Source organism: Sphaerospermopsis sp. FACHB-1194 (assembly GCF_014696235.1).
Lineage (GTDB): Bacteria > Cyanobacteriota > Cyanobacteriia > Cyanobacteriales > Nostocaceae > Sphaerospermopsis > Sphaerospermopsis kisseleviana.
This window is the reverse complement of sequence record NZ_JACJPU010000031.1, coordinates 1-26,777: the sequence shown is the minus strand read 5'-3', so window position 1 is coordinate 26,777 and position 26,777 is coordinate 1. Positions and strand designations below refer to the sequence as shown.

The 26,777-nt window shown below is 40.2% G+C and carries 27 protein-coding genes, 1 pseudogene and 1 CRISPR repeat array; of the genes and pseudogenes, 17 read left to right on the top strand and 11 right to left on the bottom strand.

Annotated elements, in window-relative coordinates:
• Position 1: 1 nt before the first annotated feature.
• The 8 genes and pseudogenes from cas5d to cas2 all read left to right on the top strand — a co-directional run bounded on the left by cas5d (position 2) and on the right by cas2 (position 6,945).
• Positions 2 to 775 (top strand): type I-D CRISPR-associated protein Cas5/Csc1, encoded by a 774-nt coding sequence (gene cas5d, locus H6F45_RS17270; protein WP_190347917.1) that lies wholly within the window; start codon positions 2 to 4, stop codon positions 773 to 775.
• Positions 768 to 3,047, top strand: a complete 2,280-nt coding sequence (cas3, locus tag H6F45_RS17265; protein ID WP_190347916.1) for a type I-D CRISPR-associated helicase Cas3' — start codon at positions 768 to 770, stop codon at positions 3,045 to 3,047. The genes cas5d and cas3 overlap by 8 nt, the downstream gene beginning before the upstream one ends.
• Positions 3,048 to 3,089: 42 nt before the next feature.
• The gene (locus H6F45_RS17260; protein WP_190347915.1) at positions 3,090 to 3,695 is read left to right on the top strand and encodes a type I restriction enzyme HsdR N-terminal domain-containing protein; all 606 of its coding nucleotides are present in this window, start codon (positions 3,090 to 3,092) and stop codon (positions 3,693 to 3,695) included.
• A 2-nt stretch (positions 3,696 to 3,697) separates the two neighbouring features.
• Positions 3,698 to 3,817: pseudogene (locus tag H6F45_RS26625) on the top strand (type I-D CRISPR-associated protein Cas5/Csc1); the annotation flags it as partial.
• A 66-nt stretch (positions 3,818 to 3,883) separates the two neighbouring features.
• Entirely contained in the window at positions 3,884 to 4,702 is an 819-nt protein-coding gene (gene cas6, locus H6F45_RS17255) for a CRISPR-associated endoribonuclease Cas6 (protein ID WP_190347914.1), read from the top strand.
• A gap of 117 nt (positions 4,703 to 4,819) precedes the next feature.
• Positions 4,820 to 5,428 carry a CRISPR-associated protein Cas4 gene (gene cas4 / locus H6F45_RS17250; RefSeq protein ID WP_190347913.1) on the top strand — a complete coding sequence of 203 codons (609 nt, stop codon included), beginning with the start codon at positions 4,820 to 4,822 and terminating at the stop codon, positions 5,426 to 5,428.
• Between the two features lie 140 nt (positions 5,429 to 5,568).
• Positions 5,569 to 6,573, top strand: a complete 1,005-nt coding sequence (gene cas1d / locus H6F45_RS17245) for a type I-D CRISPR-associated endonuclease Cas1d (protein ID WP_190347912.1) — start codon at positions 5,569 to 5,571, stop codon at positions 6,571 to 6,573.
• 99 nt (positions 6,574 to 6,672) lie between these two features.
• Complete coding sequence (gene cas2 / locus H6F45_RS17240; RefSeq protein ID WP_096572095.1) at positions 6,673 to 6,945, top strand: CRISPR-associated endonuclease Cas2; 273 nt, start codon at positions 6,673 to 6,675, stop codon at positions 6,943 to 6,945.
• Positions 6,946 to 7,172: 227 nt separating this feature from the next.
• Positions 7,173 to 7,795: direct repeats of the CRISPR family, unit length 37 nt; unit sequence ATTGCAATTTCCATTACTCCCTATTAGGGATTGAAAC.
• 112 nt (positions 7,796 to 7,907) lie between these two features.
• Here cas2 and H6F45_RS17235 read toward each other — a convergent pair.
• The 3 genes from H6F45_RS17235 to bchI all read right to left on the bottom strand — a co-directional run bounded on the left by H6F45_RS17235 (position 7,908) and on the right by bchI (position 11,258).
• Complete coding sequence (locus H6F45_RS17235) at positions 7,908 to 9,194, bottom strand: glycosyltransferase (RefSeq protein WP_137666904.1); 1,287 nt, start codon at positions 9,192 to 9,194, stop codon at positions 7,908 to 7,910.
• An 84-nt stretch (positions 9,195 to 9,278) separates the two neighbouring features.
• Positions 9,279 to 9,596 (bottom strand): hypothetical protein, encoded by a 318-nt coding sequence (locus H6F45_RS17230; RefSeq protein ID WP_096572097.1) that lies wholly within the window; start codon positions 9,594 to 9,596, stop codon positions 9,279 to 9,281.
• A gap of 543 nt (positions 9,597 to 10,139) precedes the next feature.
• The gene (gene bchI, locus H6F45_RS17225; RefSeq protein ID WP_190347910.1) at positions 10,140 to 11,258 is read right to left on the bottom strand and encodes a magnesium chelatase ATPase subunit I; all 1,119 of its coding nucleotides are present in this window, start codon (positions 11,256 to 11,258) and stop codon (positions 10,140 to 10,142) included.
• A gap of 42 nt (positions 11,259 to 11,300) precedes the next feature.
• Here bchI and H6F45_RS17220 point away from each other — a divergent pair, with 42 nt between their 5' ends.
• The gene (locus H6F45_RS17220; RefSeq protein WP_190347908.1) at positions 11,301 to 11,666 is read left to right on the top strand and encodes a hypothetical protein; all 366 of its coding nucleotides are present in this window, start codon (positions 11,301 to 11,303) and stop codon (positions 11,664 to 11,666) included.
• 8 nt (positions 11,667 to 11,674) lie between these two features.
• On the top strand, positions 11,675 to 12,352 hold the full coding sequence (locus H6F45_RS17215; RefSeq protein ID WP_137669334.1) for a Uma2 family endonuclease: 678 nt from the start codon (positions 11,675 to 11,677) through the stop codon (positions 12,350 to 12,352).
• Positions 12,353 to 12,427: 75 nt separating this feature from the next.
• Here the strand turns inward: H6F45_RS17215 and H6F45_RS17210 are convergent, their stop codons facing one another.
• Complete coding sequence (locus tag H6F45_RS17210) at positions 12,428 to 12,964, bottom strand: P-loop NTPase family protein (RefSeq protein ID WP_096572862.1); 537 nt, start codon at positions 12,962 to 12,964, stop codon at positions 12,428 to 12,430.
• A 215-nt stretch (positions 12,965 to 13,179) separates the two neighbouring features.
• On the opposite strand from H6F45_RS17210, the gene H6F45_RS17205 reads away from it, so the two are divergent.
• Complete coding sequence (locus H6F45_RS17205) at positions 13,180 to 13,761, top strand: nucleoside monophosphate kinase (protein WP_137669333.1); 582 nt, start codon at positions 13,180 to 13,182, stop codon at positions 13,759 to 13,761.
• Here the strand turns inward: H6F45_RS17205 and H6F45_RS17200 are convergent.
• Complete coding sequence (locus H6F45_RS17200; RefSeq protein WP_190347907.1) at positions 13,739 to 14,020, bottom strand: hypothetical protein; 282 nt, start codon at positions 14,018 to 14,020, stop codon at positions 13,739 to 13,741. The genes H6F45_RS17205 and H6F45_RS17200 overlap by 23 nt on opposite strands.
• Positions 14,021 to 14,098: 78 nt before the next feature.
• Here H6F45_RS17200 and rph point away from each other — a divergent pair, with 78 nt between their 5' ends.
• A complete protein-coding gene (rph, locus tag H6F45_RS17195) occupies positions 14,099 to 14,842 on the top strand; it encodes a ribonuclease PH (RefSeq protein ID WP_096572099.1) in 744 nt (247 codons plus the stop codon).
• A gap of 166 nt (positions 14,843 to 15,008) precedes the next feature.
• Positions 15,009 to 15,794, top strand: a complete 786-nt coding sequence (locus H6F45_RS17190) for an MlaE family lipid ABC transporter permease subunit (protein ID WP_096572100.1) — start codon at positions 15,009 to 15,011, stop codon at positions 15,792 to 15,794.
• A 283-nt stretch (positions 15,795 to 16,077) separates the two neighbouring features.
• Here the strand turns inward: H6F45_RS17190 and H6F45_RS17185 are convergent, their stop codons facing one another.
• A complete protein-coding gene (locus tag H6F45_RS17185; RefSeq protein ID WP_190347905.1) occupies positions 16,078 to 16,329 on the bottom strand; it encodes a hypothetical protein in 252 nt (83 codons plus the stop codon).
• Between the two features lie 70 nt (positions 16,330 to 16,399).
• Between H6F45_RS17185 and pgl the strand changes: the two genes are divergently transcribed.
• The 4 genes from pgl (at position 16,400) to H6F45_RS17165 (ending at position 19,467) form a co-directional block, all read left to right on the top strand.
• Positions 16,400 to 17,122 (top strand): 6-phosphogluconolactonase, encoded by a 723-nt coding sequence (pgl, locus tag H6F45_RS17180; protein ID WP_190347903.1) that lies wholly within the window; start codon positions 16,400 to 16,402, stop codon positions 17,120 to 17,122.
• Between the two features lie 169 nt (positions 17,123 to 17,291).
• Positions 17,292 to 18,329, top strand: coding sequence for an FHA domain-containing protein (locus tag H6F45_RS17175; protein WP_190347901.1), 1,038 nt, complete (start codon positions 17,292 to 17,294; stop codon positions 18,327 to 18,329).
• A 106-nt stretch (positions 18,330 to 18,435) separates the two neighbouring features.
• Positions 18,436 to 19,176 carry a M50 family metallopeptidase gene (locus H6F45_RS17170; RefSeq protein ID WP_190347899.1) on the top strand — a complete coding sequence of 247 codons (741 nt, stop codon included), beginning with the start codon at positions 18,436 to 18,438 and terminating at the stop codon, positions 19,174 to 19,176.
• Between the two features lie 126 nt (positions 19,177 to 19,302).
• Positions 19,303 to 19,467, top strand: a complete 165-nt coding sequence (locus H6F45_RS17165; RefSeq protein ID WP_190347897.1) for a hypothetical protein — start codon at positions 19,303 to 19,305, stop codon at positions 19,465 to 19,467.
• Positions 19,468 to 19,572: 105 nt separating this feature from the next.
• Here H6F45_RS17165 and H6F45_RS17160 read toward each other — a convergent pair whose 3' ends face one another.
• From H6F45_RS17160 to H6F45_RS17140, 5 genes are read right to left on the bottom strand one after another with little or no spacing between them, the layout of a single operon-like run.
• Positions 19,573 to 21,603: a DUF1998 domain-containing protein gene (locus H6F45_RS17160; protein ID WP_347237743.1), complete on the bottom strand. Its 2,031-nt coding sequence runs from the start codon at positions 21,601 to 21,603 to the stop codon at positions 19,573 to 19,575.
• 25 nt (positions 21,604 to 21,628) lie between these two features.
• Positions 21,629 to 25,093, bottom strand: coding sequence for a DISARM system helicase DrmA (gene drmA / locus H6F45_RS17155; RefSeq protein WP_190347895.1), 3,465 nt, complete (start codon positions 25,091 to 25,093; stop codon positions 21,629 to 21,631).
• Complete coding sequence (locus H6F45_RS17150; protein ID WP_190347893.1) at positions 25,029 to 25,226, bottom strand: hypothetical protein; 198 nt, start codon at positions 25,224 to 25,226, stop codon at positions 25,029 to 25,031. The genes drmA and H6F45_RS17150 overlap by 65 nt, the downstream gene beginning before the upstream one ends.
• On the bottom strand, positions 25,223 to 25,693 hold the full coding sequence (locus H6F45_RS17145; protein ID WP_187041991.1) for a DUF3368 domain-containing protein: 471 nt from the start codon (positions 25,691 to 25,693) through the stop codon (positions 25,223 to 25,225). Before H6F45_RS17145 ends, H6F45_RS17150 begins: the two co-directional genes overlap by 4 nt.
• A complete protein-coding gene (locus H6F45_RS17140) occupies positions 25,690 to 25,956 on the bottom strand; it encodes a UPF0175 family protein (protein ID WP_096572106.1) in 267 nt (88 codons plus the stop codon). The genes H6F45_RS17145 and H6F45_RS17140 overlap by 4 nt, the downstream gene beginning before the upstream one ends.
• Positions 25,957 to 26,777 lie beyond the last annotated feature (821 nt).

Genomic DNA, 26,777 nt, shown 5'->3' with positions numbered 1-26,777 from the left:
TATGTCAACAATTCCTTTTTCACAGGCAAAACTTATTGAATTAAACTGTCTTGAACCAGTCTTTTTTGCCTCTAGGGAGTTGTCTGATACCTATTACACTGAGGGGTTACTTGGGAATTATGCTTTAACCTATGCTTTAGGTTGGGTAAATTCCCCCTATCGTCTCCAAGGTCAGGCTACAGGACGACCAACCTACAAAGAAGATTTCCAAGCAATAGCGTCATCTTGCTACATTTTACCAGCTTCACCAATAGGCAGAATTACATTTAGATTTGAAAGATTTAACGCTCTTTCTGATGCTTATTGGTATACCATGACTAATAACCGTGTAGCAACTGCCAGAGAAGATTTACCATTGCAACGTCAATTACAACTTCAAAGCAAGGGAAAACCCAATTCATTTAAAGCAAGTAATTTTCCTCAAACGGGAAGATTACGCATGATTGAAAGGGGTAATAAATTCCAAACATTAGTATTTGGAAATCAACAATTACCAGATTATATTCGTGTGGGAAAATTTGCTAGTAAAGTAAAGGTAAAAGTTTTAAAAGAATTTCCTATAACTTTACTCCCAGAAGGCGAATATAAAAGTCAATTTTATCTAAATGTGGCAGATTTACCAACACAAATAGAAGTATTTGCTTTTGATTTGATTTCTATACCTCCTGCACCGATATTAAAAAATCTCCACTTCCGTGGTGCAGCTTGGCAAATTGGCGAAATGATTGTACCCGCAGGTTTACATTATTGTGGTAGAGAAAACAGAAATGAGTAATCAAAAATTAGTGATCAGGTTAGAAGATCGGAGTATTTCAGCTTGTGCATCTCCAGATGAATTATCTTTCATGGGTAGTAAACCACTACAACATCAAATTGATGTATTTGAAAAATCAAAAGATGCTGATATTATCCTTGATTTAGCACCCACTGGTACAGGTAAAACTAAAGCTGGGTTAACAGTTTTATTACATCAAAGAAACCAAAGTGCTGTTTATATAGCTCCAACTAATGCTTTAATTGAACAACAAACAGAAGCAGCACAAAAATTTCTTAAAGATGCCAATTTACCTCATGTAGTTAAATCAGCTTCAGCTAAAGACATTAAAAGCTGGCCTAGTGATAAAGTTGGCAATCGTCCAGGAGAAAAACTATATAATGTTTTGCGAAATCCGGCGACTGTTTTTAGTGATGTCGGTGCTAATACACCGATTCTGCTAGTAACTAACCCTGATATTTTTTACTATGCAACTTTCTTTGCATACAACAGGTTAGATAAAGGTAATATTGCTAGTGGTTTTTACACTAAATTCTCCACAGTTATCTTTGATGAATTTCATCTTTATGATGCTAAACAGCTAGTAGGGATGTTATTTTATCTTGCTTATTCTCACGTTTTTAAATTTTTCCAGTATGGACGGAAAGTAGTATTATTGACAGCAACACCTGAACCAGCTTGTGAATTAGCATTAGAAAATTTACAAAATGCAGGTGTAAGGATAGCAAAAATTGACGGAGAAGCAAATAATGGTCAGCTTTTACCGTCACAAACAGCAGTTAATTTAGAATTACGACCTAAACCAGACAATAAAGAAGAATGGTTAACAGAATTAGCAGCAGAAGTTGTTAAACGTTTTCAAGAAAAACCAAATGAAAATGGTGCAGTAATTCTTGATTCTCTGGATAATATTAATCGTCTCTCAGATTTACTAAAACAGCAAGGACTTAGTGAACATATTGGACGTATCACAGGACCCGCACCGAAAAAAGATAGACATAGTGCTATGCAACGTCAAATCATTTTAGCAACTAGCACTGTAGATGTAGGATTTAATTTTGAAAGAAATCCTGAACCAACAAGACAAAATTTAGATTGGTTGATTTTTTCAGCACGCGATCGCTCGGCATTTTGGCAGAGAATAGGTAGAGTAGGCCGTGTTTTAGGTAAATCTGAAACTAACATTGATTCAGAAGCTATTGCTTACTTACCTGCTGAAGCGTGGGAACAAGATATAACTTCTCTTGATACTACTGGTGGACGTGCAGCACTCAAAGAGATGTTAGATAAACTTCCTTGTTTAGATAAACCTTTCCTCAAAGTTTATTGGCATTCAGAAGCATCACTAGAAATAGCACGTCCTTTATTAGAATTGGAAGAATTACTTGATAAAATACCTGGTGCTGAATTAATTCCCCAACTGTTTGATACATTAAGACTAATTTTTGAAAGTAAACGGACTTGGGAAAAATGCCGCTACAGAATGAAAATTTTGCGAGGTGCAGAAGCTATTGCTGAAAAAACTATCCAAGAAATTAAAAAAGATTGGATAAGAATTAAAGGTCGTCAAGCTTTTATTAAAAGATTTATCGAGATAACATCACCTGAAGAATGGAATGATTTACAAGCTGGATTGACAATGATAGAAAAATATGAGGAGGAGTTTAGAAAGCGAGATGATATACTGGCTGATTTAAAAGAATTTGCTGAAATCTTCAGTACCAGCTATGCACCTTTATTTAGTTTCCGCTACAGTTTATTTGACACTCTTCCGATTCGAGATCCGCATGGATTTATTTTAGATGAATCTGAAGAAACACAATTAGATCCTTTTCACTTATTGAGGTATTATGAATTTTTCCAAAACGGTGAAGTTATAGAAATCCAAAGTCGTGCAAAAGAAATCTATAACATCAGTTTTAGAATGCGTTACCGTGATAGTAAACGAGAGTTTGCTAGTACGGAAATAAATAAATTAACCGCTTTTTCTAATTGTCAAGTTGTTCGCAAGATTGGAGATGCAATTAGACCAACACCTGCATTACAAATGTTATCAAAATATCTCTTACCAGGAGTAATTATTTGTCCCATAACTAATGCTGCTGTGATTTTTCAATTGCGTAAACAAGGAATAGTTTCCTATCCTATAACTATTGTTTGTAATGATGGTGAAAGAGAATATCAATTTTTAACAGGTTTATCAGGTATCTTAACAATTGCCATGAAGTTTAAACAGTTACAACTTCCAGATGATGAAGTTTTGATTGCTTAATTTCATATCCATAACAAGATTGAAACTGAGGAAAATTAGATAATGACCATTCTCGATCCCTCTCAGTCTTATACATTTAGCAAATATTTTGAGATGCACATTTCCCCTCAAGATTTTGCTGAAGAATTTGGCTATACATTTACTAGAAAACGTTTGAATTTACCCCAATATCAACAAAACCTAGACCGATTAACAGAACTGCAAGAAAGACTTGATGAAATTCTCCCATACTTTGATTTAGCTAATGAAACAAGTCGCAGAGAAGTATTAATTTCTCCCATCATTTTAGACTTAGTTCACTATACTAAATCACAGGTGAGAATTGAATATCAAATTAAAGTCAGTGAACAACTACAAGGTTACTTTGATTATCTCATCAAAAATCGCCATAACCTCTTAGTAATTGAAGCTAAAAAAGAGGATTTAGATTATGGTATGACACAACTTTTTGCAGAATTAATCGCCCTAGATCAATGGCAAGAAAATCCACAACAAACTCACATTATTGGTTCAGTTACCACTGGCAAAATCTGGGAATTTGCTCAACTAGATCGCATTAATAAACATCTCATTCAAGGACTTGATAGTTATCGTGTTCCTGATGACTTAGACCCCCTAATGCGGATTCTAGTTCAAGCACTCATTTAGCGGTAAATATGCCTCCAGTTAGCCTGAGTCAAAATGTACAAATGCGAGGAAAATATTACTATTTTGATGACCTCAAAAATGTAAAACTTCCCAAACAAATGCAGTACAAATTTAAGGCTTAAAATTTCAGATCCCCCCAACCCCCCTTTTTAAGGGGGGCTTTAAGAAATTACTAACCATTAATAATTATGCCCCACAGTCTCATCCTCAATATCACCCCCCAATCCCCCATCTACCCCAATTTCCTCTCCGGTAGACACTATCACGCCTTATTCCTGAATCTAGTCAGTTCTGTTGATAGAAAATTAGGCAACTATCTCCACGAATCAAACGCCGATAAAGCCTTTACTCTCTCACCTTTACAAATCCAAAACAGAAATAAAACTCAATTCCTGATCCTACAATATAATCATCAAAAACCAATTCCTGCTGGTACTCCCTGTTGGTGGCGCATCTCTTTATTAGATGACAATTTATTTAGTCAACTCACACCTTTATGGTTGAATCTTAACCCGGAACAACCTTGGCATTTAGGATCTGCTAATTTATTTATTACCAGCATTCAAGGTACACCCCAATCTACCCAACCTTGGGCTAATGTTTGTACATATCCTCAATTGTATGAAGCAGCAAGTGAAACAGAAAGGATCATTAATTTTATCTTTTCCACACCTGTAGCCTTTCGTCAAGGTGGTTTTGATAATGTTTTACCTACCAAAGAATCTGTTTTTAATAGTTTGCTTAGTAGGTGGAATAAATATAGTGGAATTGAATTAACTAATATTCCCCTGGAATCAATTTATCCTAGTGCTTTTAATATCAGAACTGAAGTTATTAGCAACTATGAAAATAAATTTATTGGTTGTCTAGGTGACATTAGTTATCGCATTCTGGGTAATGTGGAAGCAACAAGAATTAAACAAATTAATGCTTTAGCTGACTGCGCTTTATATGCAGGTATTGGGAGAAAAACGACTATGGGAATGGGTATGGCCAGAAGAAAGTAGGTTGGGTTGACGCAAGGAAACCCAACATCATCACAGGAAAAAATTTTGTTGGGTTTTCTCAACCCAACCTACAAATTAGTTTGTTTATTGTTTTGAAAATCAAATTGGGAATACTATATGCTATCCTCTATCACCTCTCCAGAAGATTACGTTAACATTGCCTCATTAAATCAATATTCCTACTGTCCCCATCGTTGTTGGTTGATTCATTGTGCTGGTGAATTTACAGATAATCAATACACTATTGAAGGCACAAGTCTACATGAACGAGTTCATACAATGAGCGAATTAAACAGAGATGAAACTTACCAAATACGGGCTATTTATCTTAAATCTGATCAATATCAATTAATTGGTAAATCTGATTTAATTGAATTTGAAAATGGTGAATATTACCCTATTGAATATAAACGCGGACGCAAAGGAGAATGGGATAATGATGAATTACAAGTGTGCGCTCAGGCTTTGTGTTTGGAAGAAATGACGGGGAAAAATATCAATTCTGGTTATATCTATTATGCCCAAACTCATCAACGTCAATTAGTAGAAATTACTCCAGAATTACGAGCTAATACTATTGCCACAATTGAAGCTGTAAAAATTTTGTTGTTTACAGGTGCAATGCCAAATCCTGTAAAAACAAAACGCTGTGATGGTTGTAGTTTATTTTTTCGATGTTTACCCCAAGCTGTTGATAAAGTTGGACGTTATCAAGAAGCAAGTTAATTGATAATTGATAATTGACAATTGACAATTGATAATGAATTGGTGATTGAGTAATCAACTATTTACTGTCACCTGTCACCTGTCACCTGTCACCTGTCACCTGTCACCTAAAAACTGTCACTTATTTTGAGGATTTTATCATGGGTACTCTTTACATTTCACAAGCTGATTCTTTTATCGGTAAGGTTGATGAAAGAATTAATGTTAAGTTCGATAAGAAAACTATCATAGATGTACCATTTATTAAGTTAGATGGTGTAGTGGTTTTGGGTCGTTCTACTGTTTCACCAGCGGTGGTTTCTGAGTTGATGAATCGTCACATTCCTTTATCTTTTATTGATGAAAGAGGTCATTATTTAGGACAGTTACAACCGCAAATGTCTGGTAATATTTTTGTGAGAAAGGCTCAATGGCAAGCTGCGGGAAATACACCTCAATCAGTTCATGTTGTGCAGGGTTTTGTGAGGGGAAAATTAAAAAATTATCGTCAACTTCTGGTGCGTCGTCAACGAGAATCTGATAATCTTGATTTGTCTGCTGATATTACTCCTTTAGAAAATGTCATTGCAGCGATTGATAAAACTGAAAATATTGATTCTTTGCGTGGTTTAGAGGGTGCTGGTAGTGCGATTTATTTTGGTTGTTTTAATCGCCTAATTCTTAATCCTAATTTTGAATTTACTAAGCGTGTCCGTCGTCCACCTACTGATCCGGTAAATTCTTTGTTGAGTTTTGGATATTCTTTATTACGTCATGATATCCAAGCTGCTGTAAATATTGTGGGTTTTGATCCTTATTTGGGATATCTCCATTTTGATCGTTATAATCGTCCTTCTTTAGCTTTGGATTTGATGGAGGAATTTAGACCTTTGGTGGTTGATTCTTTGGTTTTGACTTTATTGAATAAACAACTTTTAAAGCCAGATGATTTTATTAGTGAACCCTTGAGTAATGCTGTTTCTCTTACTGCTGAAGGTAGGAAAATTTTTCTCACTAATTATGAGAAGAAAAAACAATCAGATTTTAAACATCCAGTAATGGGTAAAAAATGTACTTATCGAGAATCTTTTGAATTACAAGCTCGGTTATTAGCTAAATATTTGATGGGAACAACTGACAAGTATCCACCTTTGTTTATTAGGTGACAGGTGACAGGTGACAGGTGATAGGTGACAGTAAATAGTTTATTACCCAATCACCAATCACTGATTCATTATCAATTATCAATTTTCAATTATTAATTTATGAATGTTGTTGTTTCTTACGATATTTCTGAGGATAAGCGGCGGACTAAAATTCACAATATCCTCAAGTCTTATGGCCAATGGGTACAGTATAGTATTTTTGAATGTGAATTGACTGATACTCAGTATGCCAAACTGCGATCGCGTCTCCATAAGCTGATCAAGGCTGATACTGACAGCATCCGTTTCTATTTCCTTTGTGCTTGCTGTCACGGTAAGATAGAAAGAATCGGTGGTGAGCAACCCCGCGATCACACTGTTTTCTTTGCTTGATGCGCGGATGGGTGGGTGTAAAAATTTTAGGTGAACAAAAAATGGCTGAAATTATCTCTATACAAGGCTTTCATGATTTTTATCCAACTCACCCACCCGCGCACTTTACACAGCAAGAGTTTCAGCCATTTTACCCCTTGACACAATTTCTGAAATCGACTATTATTATCTCATTCGCGCAATTGAACCTTGAAAACTACATATATATAGGCTTTCAGCCGCCCGCTATTGCAATTTCCATTACTCCCTATTAGGGATTGAAACTCCATCAAGTCCTTGACCAATAACAAGCAGGACAAGCGAATTGCAATTTCCATTACTCCCTATTAGGGATTGAAACGGTGATTGTGGCAGGGGAAATGATGGTAGTAGATATTGCAATTTCCATTACTCCCTATTAGGGATTGAAACGAATTTTAATGCGCCCCCGAAAAAGATGGACTCAGCAAGAATTGCAATTTCCATTACTCCCTATTAGGGATTGAAACCGCAAGACGGAATACAGCAAATTCACCGAGCGCGATTGCAATTTCCATTACTCCCTATTAGGGATTGAAACTCTTAGTGCTTTGATGTTTTCTGGTGTTGCACTTTGAAATTGCAATTTCCATTACTCCCTATTAGGGATTGAAACAGATTGGCGGAGCTTTGTGGTTGCCACTCCGTAACAATTGCAATTTCCATTACTCCCTATTAGGGATTGAAACGTATTTGGCATTGTCTCCAGTGGGTTACTCCTGAATTGCAATTTCCATTACTCCCTATTAGGGATTGAAACGGGATTATGCCCAGATATGGCAACACTGCCAACTAATTGCAATTTCCATTACTCCCTATTAGGGATTGAAACATTAAAAACATAAAAATATTGTAAGGGTTTAGCAAAGCTAAACCCCTACCCCCTGAATAATCAAACTCTAAAAACTGTCACCTGTCACCTGTCACCTGTCACCTGTCACCTGTCACCTCAAAAATCCCATTTCCTGTAAACCCTGACGCAACCTTTTAGCCTCTTGCGGATTATCTTTTTCATGGAGAGCGATCGCATATTCAAAAGCTGCCAAACTATTCTTCACATCACCCACTCTCAACAACACCACCCCTAAATTTTGATAAGCTTCCGCATAATCAGGATTTAAAAAAACCGCATGATTATAAGCATCAATCGCCTCAACAAACAAACCCATTGCTTTAAACACCATCCCCAAATTATAATACCCAATCACAAAACGATCATCAATTTTCAAAGCAGTTTCATAAGCATTTTTCGCCCCTGGCAAATCTCCCATCGCTTTCAACAAATTACCCAAATTATTATATCCTCCCAATTTCAACAAAGGATAAATAGGTAATTTAACCGCCGCTTGATAATAAGAAATCGCCAAAGAATAGTTTTTCAAATGTGTATGAGCAATACCCAAATGATAATTTAACTCATACAAAATATCATAATTTATTTCTTGAATATCTTGATCCCACAGATTTCTCACCTGATTAGAAGGTGAATCTTTCAACCAAGCAAAAGGTTTTTTATCTGTTTTTTTGCGACTACCAACAATCTGAATTAAACCCCGATTTAATAACTCTATTCCCTCATTAACTTTACCCATTTCCACATACAACGCCCCCAACTTACTGCAAACATAAGCATCATCTGGATGATTTGCAAAAAATTCCAGCATAGCAGTTGCAGCTTTAGCATATTTATTTTGTTGATTAATAGCAGATTTTTGATATCCAGTATGCAAAATAGCAACCTGTGGTAAATAACCAACTTGCCAATAAGTTTCTTTATTTAAAATCGCCGCAATACTATCATCAACCAAAGCATGATAAGGACGTTCAAATCTAATTTCTGGATGTTTACGAAATAAGCGAGAAACCAAAGAATAAGGTGATTGAGTTGCACCAACTTCTTGACGCACCAAATTGATTAATATATAATCATCTGTATTAATCGCTTCTCTAATTTGTGGTGCAATTTCTGGTGCAAGAACCTCATCAGCATCCAACACCAAAACCCAGTCACCAGTCACATATTTTAAAGCCTCATTCCGCGCCGCACTAAAATCATTACACCATTGAAAATAATGTAATTTAGCACCAAATTGTTGAGCAATTTCCGGCGTTTTATCAGTTGAACCCGTATCTAAAACTACAATTTCATCCACCAAATTTTGCACACTTTCCAAACACCTTGGTAAAGCAGCTTCTTCATTTTTAACAATCATGCACAAACTGAGTTTCATAATTTTTATTATATAATTTGCAATTCGTAATTCTTAATTAATAAGACCTTTTCCCAATCACCAATCACCAATCACCAATCACCCTTACAAAGACCGAATTAAATCCACAAAACCATAAATACTAACACTGAGTAAAAGACAAGCTGTAAATTGGGTAATTAATCTTTGGTAAAGAGGTGGGTGAACATTTTCCCTGATAGATATTGTTTCCCGAACCAAAATAGAAATTGAAGCCCCAAGTACAAAACTTAAACCCAGCACCAAATAAGGTGTATCTGGTACAATTGTGGAAATAATTAACATGGCGATCGCCAGCAGCAACATCAACAATTCAATAAATCGCGGTGGATTATATTGACTAGATAAAATTAAAGTATTAACCCAAAAATTCCACAATCTCATAATTGATAATTGATAATTGATAATTGATAATTGATAATTGATAATTGATAATTGATAATTGATAATTGATAATGGGTAATTAGTTTATAGGGAAATATCAAACTGATTACCCAGTCCCCAGTCCCCAGTCACCAGTCCCCAGTCACCAGTCACCAGTCCCCAGTCACCAGTCCCCAGTCACCAGTCACCAGTCACCAGTCACCAGTCACCAGTCACCAGTCCCCAGTCACCAGTCACCAGTCACCAGTCACCAGTCACCAGTCCCCAGTCACCAGTCACCAGTCACCAGTCACCAGTCACCAGTCACCAGTCACCAGTCCCCAGTCCCCAGTCACCAGTCACCAGTCACCAGTCACCAGTCCCCAGTCCCCAGTCACCAGTCACCAGTCCCCAGTCCCCAGTCCCCAGTCACCAGTCACCAGTCCCCAGTCCCCAGTCACCAGTCCCCAGTCACCAGTCACCAGTCACCAGTCCCCAGTCACCAGTCACCAGTCCCCAGTCCCCAGTCCCCAGTCCCCAGTCACCAGTCCCCAGTCACCTTATCTAACGTACACCAGCTTTGACACCAGTACCGTTTTTCTGTGTAGCATCTTCAGGAAGTTGCACACCAAAAACGCGAGCAAAAGCTTTTTCTACTTTATACCCAGAATCAATAGATTCTAACGGATCTTTCCGTAGACGGTGACGCAGACATAAAGTAATTACCCGACGAATATCATCAACAGTAACTTCTGTGCGTCCTTCAAAAGCAGTTAAAGCTTTAGCAGCACGGTTAGTAACAATATCACCCCGCAAACCATCCACATCTAACTCTGAACAAACCTCAGAAATTTTCACCCGCAGATCATAATCAAGATTCACCTGGGGTAACAATTCCTGAGCTTTAACAATCTTCTCCTGTAAAGCTTCCTGATCCGCCTTGTGTTGTTCCAAATATCCCACAGGGTTGCGATCAAAATCTCCCCGTTGTTCCACAATTTGCACCCGCAAAGCAGGTTCTTTCACCGTGTGAATTTCCGCGTGCATTCCAAAACGGTCAAGCAACTGGGGACGCAGTTCACCTTCTTCCGGGTTTCCCGAACCCACCAACACAAACCGCGCAGGGTGACGGATAGAAATACCTTCCCGTTCCACAGTGTTCCAACCACTAGCAGCAGAGTCCAGAAGAACATCCACCAAATGGTCATCTAACAGGTTCACCTCATCCACATAGAGAATACCCCTGTTTGCTTTAGCTAAAAGACCCGGTTCAAAAGCCTTCACACCTTCAGACAAAGCCTTTTCAATGTCGATAGTACCGCAAACCCGGTCTTCAGTAGCACCCAATGGTAAATCTACCATTTGCACTTTTTTATGAGCTATGGGAATTTCAGCCCCTTGTGCAGCTAACTGACGGACTTCATCGCTCATCAAGTCCGGGTCATTGGGGTCACTGTTGAAGGGGTCATTGGCAACTACGGGTATCTCTGGCAACAGGTCAGCCAAAGCACGGATAGTTGTAGATTTGCCGGTGCCGCGATCGCCCATGATCATCACACCACCAATTTTAGGATCAATCACATTTAACAGCAGAGCCAGTTTCATTTCTTCCTGGCCGACAATAGCAGTAAACGGAAAGACCGCACGACGCGCACTTGCTGTAGTTTGAGCAGTTGGAGTCACTAAATTACCTTAACAATATTTTTCTTATTACAACTTCCTATTTTGCCACATTTCGGGGCATGGGGCATTGGGTTATTCATCCTCCCAGTCACCAGTCACCAGTCACCAGTCACCAGTCCCCAGTCACCAGTCACCAGTCCCCAGTGCCCAGTCCCCAGTCCCCAGTCACCAGTCACCAGTCCCCAGTGCCCAGTCACCAGTCACCAGTCCCCAGTCACCAGTCACCAGTCACCAGTCACCAGTCACCAGTCACCAGTCCCCAGTCCCCAGTCCCCAGTCACCAGTCACCAGTCACCAGTCCCCAGTCCCCAGTCACCAGTCACCAGTCACCAGTCACCAGTCCCCAGTCCCCAGTCACCAGTCCCCAGTCACCAATCTCATATAATCAAAATATTCAAAGACCAGTGAAATCTATCATGTTAGATTACAATCCCCTGGCTTGTATGCCTTCTTCAGAAGAATTACCAGACTCAGACGAAACACCTGTAGATAATGAATTACAAGATTTAATTCCTGGATTGCTTAAAGCAATATTAGCAATAATTTGGGCTGACCGCATGGACTGGTTTTTTGGTGTGGATATGGGCATTTATTATGACCCCTATCAACCACCAATTGTCCCCGATGGATTTTTAAGTTTAGGGGTTGAGCGTTTTTATGATGAAAACTTGCGTCCTAGTTATGTACTTTGGGAAGAAGAAAAATTACCAATTTTGGCGTTAGAAGTTGTTTCTCACAATTACAGGAATGAGTATTCAACAAAAAAAGATGAATATGCCAAATTAGGTATATTATATTATGTAGTTTATAATCCCACTCGTCGCCGTAAACCCCGGTTAGAAGTTCACAAATTAATCAATGGAGTTTATAAATTACAAGATGGTAATATCGTTTGGTTGCCAGAAATTGGTTTAGGAATTGGTATAGAAAGAGGAACTTACCAAGGCATTACTAGAGAATGGATGTATTGGTATAACCAACAAGGAAAACGCTTTTTTACACCAGAAGAACGCGCCCAATATTCCCAACAACGCGCTCAAATTTTAGCAGAACGTTTACGAGAAATGGGAGTAGATCCTGATAGCTTAGTTTAAGCAATAAAGGACTTCCAGGAAATAAATTATCCAATCTTGTCTTGTGGGATGGGCTTCTAGCCCGTCCAGGTTTAATTACGGCTGATGACTACGACGAATTTCTGTAATTTGGTCTGCTACATCCAATAGAGATTTCGGCATTTGTGGACCAGTGAGAATGATATCAATATGAGAAGGACGGTTTGCTAGAAACTGTAAAACCTCTGTTTCTGGAATTAAACCAAAATTAATCGCTAAACTTAACTCATCCAAAACCACAAGAGAATATTTCCCTTCAGATACTACCTGTTGTGTATATTGCCACAACTTTTGTAATGCTTGGCTTTCTGTTTCATCTAAATTTGGTGTATCTATACAACGTGGTAAATCACAACGAATCCAATCTAAATTTTGCCCCATTTGTATAGGTTTGTCCTGTCCTTGATAAATACCACCTTTGAGGAACTGCACTATTAACACTGGTGTACCTTGTCCAGCAATTCTTAATGCTTGTGATATAACACTAGTAAAAAAGTTACGATGAGGGCTAGTGAAAACCTGTACTAATCCAGCTACAGAATATTGTAAGCTGAGTGTTGAATTGATACTGGGGGTTTCTAATTGGGCAACCATCATAATGAAGATAAACGGTAGTATCTATCAATTATCTAAGATAACAGGACTTACGCAAAAGGAAACGAAAGTAGGGGTAATTCATGAATTACCCCTACGCAAGAATAAGGTTTTCAGTCACATCTTGCGTAAGTCCTAGATAATTTTAATTTTTTGAGTAAAACAGAGTTAGGCAGTAGTGAATTTTAAATGATGATGATGAGGAGTGAATTGTGGTGAAATTGGTGATTTTAGGAGGTTCAGGCTCAGGAAAAAGCACTCAAGCACAAAGGCTTTGCAAATACCTTGATATGCCTCTGATTTCCACCGGTGAGATTTTAAGGGAAACTATATCTGGTAATAAATCAGCTAATGGGTACGGTGAACCAAATGATTTAGTCTCCTCTGCCAAACCTTATCTAGAAAAAGGGGAATTAGTTCCTGATGAAATGATGATTGAATGTATCAAAGTTCGCCTCAGTCAACTGGATGTTAGTTGTGGTTGGATCTTAGAAGGCTATCCCCGAACTGCTTTTCAAGCTGAAGAACTAGATTTTTTGTTGGACAGTTTAGGGCAAAAAATAGACTGGGCTATTTATCTGCAAGTACCAGAAGCGGTAATGGTTAGCCGTTCTTTAGGGCGATCGCTCCCAGATGATCAACCAGAAATTGTCCAGCGGCGTGTAGAACTATTCTATGATTGCACCATTCCTATTTTAGAATATTATGATCGTCGTCGCCGTCTATTAACCATTAATGGTGACGACTCACCAGAACAAGTACAGCACAATATTCTCAGTTTAATTGGTGATGGGTGACAGGTGATGGGTGACTGGGGACTGGTGACTGGGGACTGGTGACTGGGGACTGGTGACTGGGGACTGGTGACTGGGGACTGGGGACTGGGGACTGGTGACTGGGGACTGGTGACTGGGGACTGGTGACTGGGGACTGGGGACTGGTGATGGGTGACTGGGGACTGGTGACTGGGGACTGGTGACTGGGGACTGGTGACTGGGGACTGGTGACAGTGAATAGATAATTATTTATTCCCAATTCCCAATTCCCAATTCCCAATTCCCAATTCCCAATTCCCTGACTTCTGATAATCTCAAAGCAGAATGAACAAATTTTCAAAATTCTGAGGCAAATTAAATGGCTTGGCAGCGTCCCGATGGTCGAAACCCTTATGAACTACGTCCACTGAGTTTTTCACCTAATTTTACCCGCTTTGCCCCTGGTTCGGTGTTAGCAAAATGCGGTGATACTCAGGTACTTTGTACTGTAAGTGTCACTGAGGGAGTACCCAGGTTTTTAACCGGGAGTGGTAAAGGTTGGTTAACGGCTGAATATCGGATGCTACCATCTGCCACCCAACAGCGACAGGAAAGGGAATTATTAAAATTATCGGGACGGACACAAGAAATTCAACGTTTAATTGGACGTAGTTTAAGGGCAGCTTTAGATTTTGAAGTGTTGGGAGAACGGACGCTAACTGTAGATGCTGATGTATTGCAAGCTGATGCGGGAACGAGAACAACAGCAATCACAGGTGGTTTTGTGGCTTTAGCCCATGGTATTTCTCAATTATTGCAGCGGGGAGTATTAGAGCGATCGCCTTTGTGTGGACAAGTGGCAGCAGTTTCTGTGGGCTTATTAGAGTCAGAAGCATTTTTGGATCTTAACTACATTGAAGACGTAGCCGCCACTGTAGATTTTAACGTTGTCATGAATCACAATCTAGGAATTATTGAAGTCCAGGGAACAGCAGAGGACGGCAGCTTTAGCCGTCAGCAGTTAAATCAATTGTTAGATATTGCCGAAAAAGGGATACAAGAATTATTAATAGCTCAACGGGATGCAATACCTAATTGGAATACCTTGTTTGCTTTGGGGTAATGGGTAATGGGTAATGGGTAATTATTTTTTCCTGCCTCCTGCCTCCCCTGCCTCCCCTGCCTCCCCTGCCTCCCCTGCCTCCCCTGCCTCCCCTGCCTCCTGCCTCCTGTGCAATATTTCCCGCTTTTTGTTACTTGTGTTGAATAATATCAAAAAATCAACACTAATGGCGGTAAACTTGCAACCATCAAGAAACCCAGAGCAATTGTGGATTTTCCGCTGTTTAGCCACAGTGCTACTCCTTGGTCAAATTTCCCTGCACATACTTCAAGGCAAAACCTATTACCGAAAAATTCTAGAACATACAGTCAAGGCTGGACCTGGTTCTCTGTCACCAGTTCTTTTAGTCTCTGGTTTTGCAGGGATGATTTTCACCATTCAAACAGCAAGAGAATTGGTGAGATTTGGTGCTGTGGAGACTGTGGGAGGTGCTTTCGCCTTAGCTTTTTGCAGAGAATTAGCCCCAATTTTAACTGCTAGTATTATTGCCGGACAAGTAGGATCAGCGTTTGCAGCGGAAATAGGCGCAATGCGAGTCACAGAACAAATTGATGCCCTTTATATGCTGAAAACCGATCCTATTGATTATCTCGTACTGCCAAGAGTAATTGCTTGTTGTTTGATGATGCCTTTGATGATGATTTTTGCCGTAATTATTGGCATCAGTGGCGGAGTTTTCGCAGCAGCACAATTTTATCAAGTTCCGCCAGAGAGATTTTTAGAATCAGTCCGAGATTTTTTAGCACCTTCAGATATTTTGATTATTTTGCTCAAAGGTTGGATTTTTGGGCTAATAGTTGCAGTTAATGGCTGTAGTTGGGGAATGACTACCAGGGGGGGCGCTAAGGAAGTAGGAGAATCTGCAACAACCGCAGTGGTAACTACTTGGGTAGCAATTTTTATTATGGATTTTGTACTGGCTTTGCTACTGTTTGAGCAGCCTGTACTTTAACAGTTATCAGTTAACAGTTATCAGTTATCAGTTATCAGATAATAAACCAAGTTGCTGGTTATAACAGTGATGGGGAGCAAATCAAGTCAAAAAACAGGGACTGGGGACTGGGGACTGGTGACTGGGGACTGGTGACTGGGGACTGGGGACTGGGGACTGGTGACTGGTGACTGGGGACTGGGGACTGGGGACTGGTGACTGGTGACTGGGGACTGGTGACTGGTGACTGGGGACTGGGGACTGGGGACTGGGGACTGGGGACTGGGGACTGGGGAAGAAAATTTTAGATTTTAGATTTTAGATTAGATTTTAGATTGGAGATCACAAAAACAATCCAAAATCCAAAATCCAAAATAAAAAACTTCTGCCTCCCCTGCCTCCCCTGCCTCCCCTGCCTCCCCTGCCTCCCCTGCCTCCCCTGCCTCCTGCCTCCTGCCTCCTGCCTCCCCTGCCTCCCCTGCCTCCCCTGCCTCCCCTGCCTCCCCTGCCTCCTGCCTCCCCTGCCTCCTAACTCTGATGATGTTAAAAGTTTCAAAAGTTAAACTGGGAAATTGTCAGAAATTAGGTATTCTATTGCTGAAAGTCAGCTATGTGATGATGAACCCATGAACAAGAAGGTTGAAATTTTACCCGATCTCTCAGCTTTGGTAGCACGGGCGAGGGATTTGATTCTGTCCAAATTGGCCACTGCCATTCAAGAACGGGGACAATTTACTATTGCTTTGTCTGGTGGCAGCACACCTAAGCCTTTGTATGAAGCTATAGCCTCTTCAAACTTGCCTTGGGATAAAATTCATGTGTTCTGGGGAGATGAACGTTATGTACCACCAGATCACCCCGATAGCAATGAACTTATGGCGCGTCGTGCATGGTTAGATCGGGTTGCTATCCCAGCCGCTAATATTCACGCCATACCCACTTTATCAGCTAATCCAGCGGTAGATGCAGCTAAGTATGAACAGCATCTGCAAGAATTTTTCCATGCAGCACCGGGAAACTTTCCCCCATTGGATGTAGTTTTACTGGGAATGGGTGATGATGCCCACACTGCATCTTTGTTTCCTCATACAGAAGCTCTTAATGTACGCGATCGCTTGATTACTGTAGGTAACAAAGACGGTAATCCTCGCATCACTTTTACCTACCCATTCATCAACGCTGCACGGAGTGTAATTTTTTTGGCTGCTGGTGCTAATAAAAGACCTGCTTTAGCTCAAGTCTTCGCACCTACCGCTGATGATTTTACTTATCCATCTCGCTTGATTAAACCTCAAGGAGAATTGCTATGGCTGCTAGATGAAGCAGCAGGTTTAGAACTCAAACCCTAAATTAGTGAACAGGGAACAGGGAACAGGGAATAGGGAATAGGGAATAGGGAATAGGAAACATCAATTGCCTTTTGCCTTTTGCCTTTTGCTTTGTGCCACTGACAACTGATAACTGATAACTACTTGCTAGTAATATATTTTACAACTAACTTGATTAAGGCTTAAATCCATGATCGTCTGCCCAAATTGCAATCATCCCAATCCAGACGGCGCTGTTCAGTGTGAAGCTTGTTATACGCCGTTACCAGCGACTACAAACTGTCCCAGTTGTGGGGCAACTGTACAAGCAGATGCTGCTTTTTGCGGTCAGTGTGGCTATAACCTACACTCCGCTCCTGTTGTAGCAGAACCAACGGTAGTAAGTGCAACCATCGATCCTAATATTCCTGTGGAAGTACCACCTTTGGTTACTCCTGACCCCATGTTAGAACTTTTACAAGCTAATCCTTTAGGACTCGATACTTATACTCATCCTCCTGTTGCTTCTACTCTACCACCAACAGTCGTGGCAGCAGTTCCACAAGCCGCACCGGCACCGGCACCCGCACCAGTTCCACCTCCAGCCGCAGTAGCCCCACCCGTACCCACACCAGCACCCGCACCAGTTCCACCTCCAGCCGCAGTAGCCCCACCCGTACCCACACCAGCACCCGTACCAGTTCCACCTCCAGCACCAGTTCCAGAAGCGGTAGTTCCACCAGCACCTGTGCCAGCACCTGTGCCAGCACCTGTGCCAGCACCTGTGCCAGTTCCAGTTCCAGTTCCAGTTCCAGTTCCAGAAGCGGTAGTTCCACCAGCCCCAGTACCCGAACCACAACCAGAAGCACCAGCACCAGCACCAGCACCCGCAGTAGCAGTATCTAAAACTCAATTACAACAAGTGGTGGCGCGGCTATTCCATGTCCAAAGTAACCAAGAAATTGAATTACTGCAAAATGTGTCTGTAATTCATATTGGTAAACCCAATGATCGCATTCCCCCAGATATTGATGTAGCAGGATTTCCTAATTCAGAAATTGTCTCACGGATTCATGCAGATATTCGTGTTGAGGGAGATGCACATTATATAGAAGATGTGGGTAGTTCTAACGGCACTTATATTAATAATTTGCCGTTATTACCAGGAAATAGACACCGCTTACGTCCAGGCGATCGCATCAGTTTGGGTAAGGGAGATTTGGTAACTTTCTTATTTCAACTTTCTTAGAGAATAATTCGTAATTGATAATTCGTAATTCGTAATTAATAATTAGTAATTAGTAATTAGTAGTTATAAATTACGAGTTACGGATTATTAGTAGGAATATTACATAATGAGAGAACCAAAAAATTTTTCATCTTTGCTCACTCAAGAAGCACCCCCAGAAGTTGAACGTATGGGGTTAAGTTGGCTTGTAGGAGCAGCGATCGCCACTGCTGTTTTGTGGCAATTCCCAGCAGGTGATTATATTTTATACCCATTTACCATCTTGGCAACTTGGTTTCATGAAATGGGACATGGTTTGATGGCTCTGATCTTGGGGGGAAATTTTCATAAATTACAGATTTTTAATAATGGTTCTGGTGTGGCTACTTATTCTATGCGCTCTACTTTGGCTCCCCTTGCTCCTGCTTTGGTTGCGGCCGCAGGTCCGATGGGTCCACCTATTGCCGGTGCAGCATTAATTCTTGCTTCCCGCAGTTTTAAAGCCGCTTCCCTCAGTTTGAAAATATTAGGGGTGTTTTTACTATTTTCTGCATTGGTTTGGGTGCGTTCTTTGTTTGGGTTGATAGCAGTACCCTTACTAGGTTTAATTATTTTGGCAGTAGCTTTGCAAACTCCCCGCTGGGTACAGGGTTTTGCTATTCAGTTTTTGGGTGTGCAAGCTTGTGTGAGTACCTACCATCAATTAAATTATCTATTTAGTTATAGTGCAGGATCTTTAGGGCTTTCCGATACAGCACAAATGCAAAGATATTTACTGTTACCTTATTGGTTTTGGGGTGCTTTGATGGCTGTCGCTTCTGTGGTGATTTTAGTGCAAAGTCTGCGAGTTGCCTATCGTTTAAATTAGGTAAATTAGGGTTTGCTAAAAAAGTTACAGCACATTCCATTTACATGAGGTACACGATGAGCAGGCAAGACTTGTACTGAGCGAAGTCGAACTACGGTTAGTGAGCTTGTACTGAGCGAAGTCGAAGTGCGAAGTCGAACTACGGTTAGTGAGCTTGTACTGAGCGAAGTCGAAGTGCGGAGTCGAACTACGGTTAGTGAGCTTGTACTGAGCGAAGTCGAAGTGCGGAGTCGAACTATGTCAAAGTATGCCTGCACTACAAGCCATAATTTCTTTTCTGGAGAAGTCTAATGAATAAAGAAGCAATCAAAGATCATCAAGATTTGGGGATTTACAAAATTGCCTTTTTTCTCCTCTTGAGTGAAAACAAAAATGTCTGTATTCCTTCCCTGTTCCTTATTCCCCGAAATTGAGAAAAAACTCACAACCTAAATTTTCTAAAGTTGGTACAATTAAAGCCCGATCTAAAAATTCATTCCGCCATTCACAGGAAGTTTCGGCAATCAGTAAACAGCCATGACAAGCAGCACCATGTAAAAATCTTTCTTCTTGCAGGTTATCTGGTTGATGTTGAGAACATACAGGATCATTAGAACATAATTTACCTGTTTCTAAGGCAATTTTTAAATGGTATTCAATGTTATTACCTACCTCTACTAAACCCCCTAATGTCCCTTCAGAACCAGGCGAACCTGTATATAAAAGGATGCCATATCCTGTGTCTGGATTAGCATAAATTCTTTCTCTGATGGCACTGGCAGCATAACCACATTCTAAGGAAACGGTGGTAATTAATAGATGTGATAAGGAATGCAGCATTATATAGGGTAAGCCAGGAAATTTAACTTGATCTTCGGAGATATTTTTACTGAGACACCATTGTTTTAAACCGCTTACTAATTTTCTCCCTCTGGCTTTTACTACTTCTTTTTCTTGCCATTCTTCAATTACTTGTTTATGAAAGCCAATAAATACTCCTTCGCCTTTATTTTCAATGGCTGGTATCCATTTAGTTTCCAAATCTAATGCTGCACGCTGTACATTAATGGTTAAGTTTTTATCTATTTCTCCTTCAATATCTGGTAGAGAAGCTTCAAACCGAGTAAACCCTATTTGGGCAATAACTTCTCTTAACCGATGGACTAATACTACTCTTTCTATATAAGGTAATAATTCACTGGGAAAATGATCTAATTTGCGGTTAGTTGCATAAAAATCATCATGCTCTTTACCTGTAGTTTCTTCACAATTTAATAAAGCTTCTAATTCTACTTGTTTAATGGTTTTACTTTCACTGCTTTGTTTATTATTACGACGTTGAATTTCTGCCCAAATAGCATCTACATCTAATGTTATTAAGTCAGCATATTTAGGATTTTTTTTCTGAATTAATAAAAATCCTCTGAGATCATTAATTTCTTCTAAATATTGCAAATCTTCATAATGACAGTCTATGGTTTTCTTTAAATGTTCATTGAGATCGGGGATGGAAATGACGCTTAATGTTTGGGCAAAATAGGCATTACTGGCGGATCTAACTAATAGCCGGTTGTATTCTCGCTCCTTAGTTTTAACTATATTGCCTGTTTTATCTATTACACAACTGTAACAATCATTTTGTTTACCTTGATAACCCAACCAAGGGCGATCGCCTTGACATGGTCCTAAAACTCTGGACTTGGGTAGTTTGGCTTGAGACAGGGGACGACGCGCACCTTTACAAACTTCGCACCGCACAAATATTTCTTCAAAGTCGTTACCAGAACCGCCTTCATCTAACCATAGTTGATGTTTACATTTAGTATAAAGGTCATTATGGGCGAAGGCGTACCAGTTAATATCGCTGATGTGTCCATTGGCACAACCTTGGACAAAGCGGATGGGGACGGCGTTAACTGATTTACCATCAAATTTTAAGCCTGATTTGACTTCTCGCCAAGTGACTAGGGGACGGGTACGGTAGTCTTTGCCGTGAAAGCGGACTGTTTTTTCTACTTGGGCGACAAACCAGGTGGGGAAAATAAACACACCAACATTAGCATCTGGGGCATAGGAGTCAGGGTTATCCCTGGGAGGACTGTATAAATTAACGGGTTCTTGCAGTTCGAGAATTTCCTGAACTTTGTTTTTTAAGCGGTCTTCGCGGATGTATTGTTTTTCACCTTTCCAGAAGGATAAACCGCCGATAATAACGGAGTGTTCTGGTAAGTCAACCATTGAACCTGGTCCGTAGGTGTTAAGAAGTTGACTTTGGCGTATTTCTGCTAGGGGGGTTAGTCTTTTTTTGTGTTTGGGCATGGGTTGGTAATGGGTAATTGATAATTGATAATTGATAATTGATGTAGGGGTAGCGCCCCCGTGCGTACTTCGTTTTTTGGGGGCAACCACGGGGGGTTTGGGGCAACCACGGGTTTTTGGGGCAACCACGGGGGGTTTGCCCCTACGTAGACATCTATTCTTCTAGTTCTAAACCTCCTGGATCGCAAATTTTTAATTTAACTACTGGTTCAACGTCTCTTAAACTACGTTGGGCTTTAAATTTCTGTCGTTCTTGGGTTTGTTTCTCGGTTTGGGGATCGTAGGGATCTAAAAGCAAGGGGGAAAGAATTTCTAGTTCTTTCTGATATTGCAAGCGTTGATCTTGAATGACTATTTTTTCCCAGGTATCCAAAAGGTTGCTGACTGCTTTCTCTATATCTTGCACAAAGTTAGCGTCTGCTGTGGGACTATGCATGGCTGCACGTTGGGCGATCGCCTGAACTACTATTTCATCTAGTTCTTTTCTATACTGATTAATATAATTAGCTCCCATTGCTTCTGTCATCTCTGGTTTGCCTAGTCTACTTAATGCCACTGTCACCCCGGCTAAACCCCGATCTAAGGCACGGGGTGAAAATGGTGTGACGCTTGTTGCTTCTACGGCTCGGTAAAATGTCCTATGCCAATGGGCAAAACGTTCATAATGTGAGCGATCGCGTGGGCGGTGGATATTCAGTAATGTTACTACTAATCCTGGTTTTTTGGTATCTCTGCCGACTCGGCTGGTAGCTTGGATATATTCGGCTGCGGTCTTGGGTTGCCCTAATACTACCATTAATCCTAGTCTGGTAATATCCAACCCCACAGATATCATATTTGTGGCTAAAGCGACATCAACTTTTTCCGTTTCTCGAAATGGTAATGCTAACCGGCGTTTGGTTTCTGCTACTTTATTGGTGCTGATGCGGGATGTTAACTCTGTGGGTTCGTCGTCTATTTTGCGGTTAGCAAATAAACCGGCTGTTTCTCCGTAACGTCGCCGTTCTCCGTATTTGATCAGTCGGGAGTTTACCTCATCTTCTACTAAGCGCCGACTTCCCCCCAATTCTCGCAAGGAGTTAAAATAACCTAATAAGGTCATATAAGGATCAGCAGGGTTTTCAGGGTTTTTCTTCCCGCCTAATTCTAACCAGATTTTCTGTGCCGCTCCTAATAATGCTAAATAAGATTGCAATAATACTACTTTTAAACTGCGTCCTTGGGCGGCTACTCCTACATATAAACGCCCTGGGGAGTCTGTCACAGGTACGGTTTTAGCAAAAAATGAATCGTGGCGATCTGGTCCGGGTGGGGGAAATATTTCCACCTGTTGACGGGCAAATAAAGCCTGGATCTGTCTGTCTGCTCGGCGGACTGTGGCGGTTGAGGCGATGATTTTCGGGCGGACATTTACACTATTATAACTTATGGTGCAGAGAGCGTCAATAGCAGTTTCATAAAGTCCTACCATTGTTCCTAAAGGTCCAGAAATTAAATGTAATTCGTCTTGAATTACTAAGTCTGGAGGGGGTAAAAAGGTTTTTAATTTTTTTAAGTTTGTTCCTGTAACTTTTGCAGGTGGATCTGCGTGACTAAAAAAACCAAGTTTTTGATCATAATGAGTAACTTTACCGAATAAGGCCGCAGTTTGTCCCACCCAAGGTAAGTTAGCAAATTTATCCACGGTGGCAATGATAAAACAAGGAAGTTGTCGGTAAATTTGCTCATCTACGGCGATAATAGGCAGAAAATTGTTACCTTTCCAAACACAGGCGGGTTTTCCGTCGGGGTGGGTTTTGCGGTTGGAACAGGAAACTTTTAATTCTGTGGGATAATCTGCGGATGGTAATAATTGAAATGCTCGATTTGATAATTCTGTACCACACCAAGGACATCTTTCTAAAGGTATGGGTTTGGGTTTGGTTTTTTCATCCTGTTGAAAAGCTATTGTGCGTTCACGGGCAGAATTTTCATTTTTGTCGCCTTTTTTACCCATTTTGTTGGGTGTAGCACTGTCTCCTACCCATAAACCAATATTAAACGGATGTTGACCGAGTATGTCTGGGTGTTGTTGTCGTTGTAATTCTAAGGCACAGATGAGAGTTGTAGCTCGTTCTAATTGGTCAAGGGTGAGTAAGCGTAGGGTATAACGCATTAAAACTGTGAGACCGGCGGAGTAAATGCTAGGGTCTTTGAGACGACGTAAAACCAAGGTAAAAGCAGCTAAACCGAGATAAGCTTCGGTTTTTCCGCCACCTGTGGGAAAAAACAGCAAATCTACGGTTTCTCGGTCTGGGTGGATAGGTTGGCTAATACTGACAAGATTGAGGAGGAGGAAAGCTAACTGAAAAGGTCGCCATTTGGGGGTAGGTGCGTCATTAGGGGCTTTATTTGGGTTATCTTGACAAAAACGCTGTCGGCGGGCAGTTGCTAGGGCTTGGTTGGCTATTTGGAAGGCTTGAAATACTAGGGGGTCGTCTAATTCTTGCAGACCTGCGGCAATACGTTGATTAATTATATTAGCTTTGTTTAATAACTCTTGGGCGGTTTTGGCTAGGTGGGGTGGGGTGGGAATAGGTTGTTGAGATATCCAGTTTGCATATTCCGTCACTATCGCCCCAATCATATCACGAACAGTATCAGCGTTAGGGGCTTGGGCTAAAGCTTCCATTCCCAGTTCTAAACCGGCGATATTTGCAGCTTCCACCCTGGGGACTTCTGCGGTGGGTATCCAAGTGGTAGAAATTTCTTGACATTGGTTATTTTCCAGGAGTGCAAGCGCAGAGATATTATGACCAACTGCATATTCACAGTCATCACGGTATTGGAGAGATGCGATCGCCTCATCTTGGTCTAGAGTATTTTCTCCCCGCAAGTCAGGACGAGGAACAAATATATCTGATATATCTGATATATCTGATATTTCTGAAGTGCGAATAGTTAAACCTGCTTGAAAAATAAAACTTTCATCTTGTTTACTGTGGGGTTGATAAACACGATGGTTAACAACAAAAACAGAAACCGACTGTGTACCGATGGGAAGTTGAGGAGAAGTTGCAACGGGACGACGGGAAATATAAAGTTTTAACCCACTATTTAAACCATCTCGATCACTCACATCAAGAGAAATTTGATCATAATTGGCAGGTAGGGAAATTGGTATAGTAATAATATTAGGAAAGCGATGCCATAATATTTCTGTTGGGGGTTTGCTGGGTTGATCTTCGTTATTATTTTCTGCTGAAGTTTCTATTTCCCGTTCTTGGGGTTGATAGTCTCCCCATTCTACAGTTACTTCTAATTTTTCAGTTGTTGCAGGAACTAAAAAACTCAACCCGATGGAAGAAGGGAAAGGTGCTTTTCTTGCAGCAGCGGTTTCTGGTGTTTTGGCATCTTCGGCGATATCTTTATTAGTAATTACTTCTATTGTATCATCTGCTGTGGGGTCATATTTCATTTCTACCGGCGCACCAAAGGGAACTAAAAACCCGGTAAGATACCATTTAGATGGGGGTTGGTTTAAAATTTCGGTTTGATATTCTAGGTCTTGGGAACTAGGACCGATTAAATCTAATTTTAGGGCTTTTTGGATATAAGTGCGAACGTCTTGAGATTCCATATTTTTGGGGACTGGTGACTGGTGACTGGGGACTGGGGACTGGGGACTGGGGACTGGGGACTGGGGACTGGGATATAATTATTTTATTCTGTAGGTTGGGTTGACGCAAGGAAACCCAACATTTTAATTTCATGACTGGTTGAACATAGATTGTAGCAGGTGAGAACTAGCACGAAAATTAGTTTTTTGTAATGCGGTAATTGTTGTTTTCAAATCAATTAAATTCTGATTAGCTGCTAAATTTAAAATACCCAATAATCCGGTAATTTTTAAACCTCTAGATTGGGCAATTTGACGAGCGGCTTTTTCATCTATAATAATTAAATTAGCTTGGATTCTTTCGGCTAATAATATTGCTTCTTTTTCTCCCTGATGTAAGTTTACTAACATATTATCATCAGGAATGTTAACAGCAGCGACTTCCAACCATTCAGGAATATTTGTGATCCATTTTTGTACCTTTTCCGGTGTTCCTGTTGCTTGTAGTTCTTGGTAAACAGCTTTGGGAATCATGACTTTACCAAATAATTGTGGTAATAAATCAATTTGTTCAATGATGATTAAATAACAAATTGGTGAAGTATCTGCAACTACAATCATGATGATAAAACCTGATTTAATGTTTCCATATCTGCTGCTAAGTCTGCTTCTGTATAATCTAAATCAACATGAGCATTTTTTAAGAATGTTTCTGTTTCCCATCGGCTAGAAAAATGTAGTAATTCTTGAATTTGTGCAGTTGTGATCATGCCATTTTTATAAGATTCAATAGCTAATACTTCTAATATTTTTTGTGGTAAGTTATGCCAATTTTGTTGTAATTTTTGTCCAATTTCTTCAGGTATTTCAATGGTAATTTGCATATTTTTAACTCTTGTTAGTTAGTGATTGGTGATTGGGGTATTATTATTTTATCCTGTAGGTTGGGTTGACGCAAGGAAACCCAACATTTTTATTTAACGCAGATGAACGCAGATAAACACAGATAATAGATGATCATTTTATCATTTTTTTTGTCTGAATCAGGTGGTTATCGAGCGACCTGTACTGAGCCTGTCCTGAGCCTGTCCTGAGCCTGTCCTGAGCGGTGTCGAAGGGCGCAGTCGAAGGGCGATGTCGAAGGGCGCAGTCGAAGTAAGTCGAGATAATGTCCAGGATTTGAGGATTTATGACTAACGTCACGCTTCGCTATCAGGATGGAATTTTTATAATTTTATAAGATTATTTTTTTGTATTCTTGATGATTTTATATTATTTTGAGAATTTCTAAACAAAATCCCGTACATCCTCAAATCCTGGTTATCCTGATTCAGACAATTATCAATTATCAATTATCCATTATCAATTATCAATCACATCCCGTACATCCTATAATCCTGGTTATCCTGATTCAGACAATTATCAATTATCAATTATCCATTATCAATTATCAATCACATCCCGTACATCCTATAATCCTGGTTATCCTGATTCAGACAATTATCAATTATCAATTATCCATTATCAATTATCAATCACATCCCGTACATCCTATAATCCTGGTTATCCTGATTCAGACAATTATCAATTATCAATTATCCATTATCAATTATCAATCACATCCCGTACATCCTATAATCCTGGTTATCCTGATTCAGACAATTATCAATTATCAATTATCCATTATCAATTATCAATCACATCC

Coding starts and splice junctions, on each gene's coding strand:
- cas5d (WP_190347917.1), top strand. CDS start 2: ATGTCAACAATTCCTTTTTCACAGGCAAAACTTATTGAATTAAACTGT.
- cas3 (WP_190347916.1), top strand. CDS start 768: ATGAGTAATCAAAAATTAGTGATCAGGTTAGAAGATCGGAGTATTTCA.
- H6F45_RS17260 (WP_190347915.1), top strand. CDS start 3,090: ATGACCATTCTCGATCCCTCTCAGTCTTATACATTTAGCAAATATTTT.
- cas6 (WP_190347914.1), top strand. CDS start 3,884: ATGCCCCACAGTCTCATCCTCAATATCACCCCCCAATCCCCCATCTAC.
- cas4 (WP_190347913.1), top strand. CDS start 4,820: ATGCTATCCTCTATCACCTCTCCAGAAGATTACGTTAACATTGCCTCA.
- cas1d (WP_190347912.1), top strand. CDS start 5,569: ATGGGTACTCTTTACATTTCACAAGCTGATTCTTTTATCGGTAAGGTT.
- cas2 (WP_096572095.1), top strand. CDS start 6,673: ATGAATGTTGTTGTTTCTTACGATATTTCTGAGGATAAGCGGCGGACT.
- H6F45_RS17235 (WP_137666904.1), bottom strand. CDS start 9,194: ATGAAACTCAGTTTGTGCATGATTGTTAAAAATGAAGAAGCTGCTTTA.
- H6F45_RS17230 (WP_096572097.1), bottom strand. CDS start 9,596: ATGAGATTGTGGAATTTTTGGGTTAATACTTTAATTTTATCTAGTCAA.
- H6F45_RS17215 (WP_137669334.1), top strand. CDS start 11,675: ATGTTAGATTACAATCCCCTGGCTTGTATGCCTTCTTCAGAAGAATTA.
- H6F45_RS17210 (WP_096572862.1), bottom strand. CDS start 12,964: ATGGTTGCCCAATTAGAAACCCCCAGTATCAATTCAACACTCAGCTTA.
- rph (WP_096572099.1), top strand. CDS start 14,099: ATGGCTTGGCAGCGTCCCGATGGTCGAAACCCTTATGAACTACGTCCA.
- H6F45_RS17190 (WP_096572100.1), top strand. CDS start 15,009: ATGGCGGTAAACTTGCAACCATCAAGAAACCCAGAGCAATTGTGGATT.
- pgl (WP_190347903.1), top strand. CDS start 16,400: ATGAACAAGAAGGTTGAAATTTTACCCGATCTCTCAGCTTTGGTAGCA.
- H6F45_RS17175 (WP_190347901.1), top strand. CDS start 17,292: ATGATCGTCTGCCCAAATTGCAATCATCCCAATCCAGACGGCGCTGTT.
- H6F45_RS17170 (WP_190347899.1), top strand. CDS start 18,436: ATGAGAGAACCAAAAAATTTTTCATCTTTGCTCACTCAAGAAGCACCC.
- drmA (WP_190347895.1), bottom strand. CDS start 25,093: ATGGAATCTCAAGACGTTCGCACTTATATCCAAAAAGCCCTAAAATTA.
- H6F45_RS17150 (WP_190347893.1), bottom strand. CDS start 25,226: ATGAAATTAAAATGTTGGGTTTCCTTGCGTCAACCCAACCTACAGAAT.
- H6F45_RS17145 (WP_187041991.1), bottom strand. CDS start 25,693: ATGATTGTAGTTGCAGATACTTCACCAATTTGTTATTTAATCATCATT.
- H6F45_RS17140 (WP_096572106.1), bottom strand. CDS start 25,956: ATGCAAATTACCATTGAAATACCTGAAGAAATTGGACAAAAATTACAA.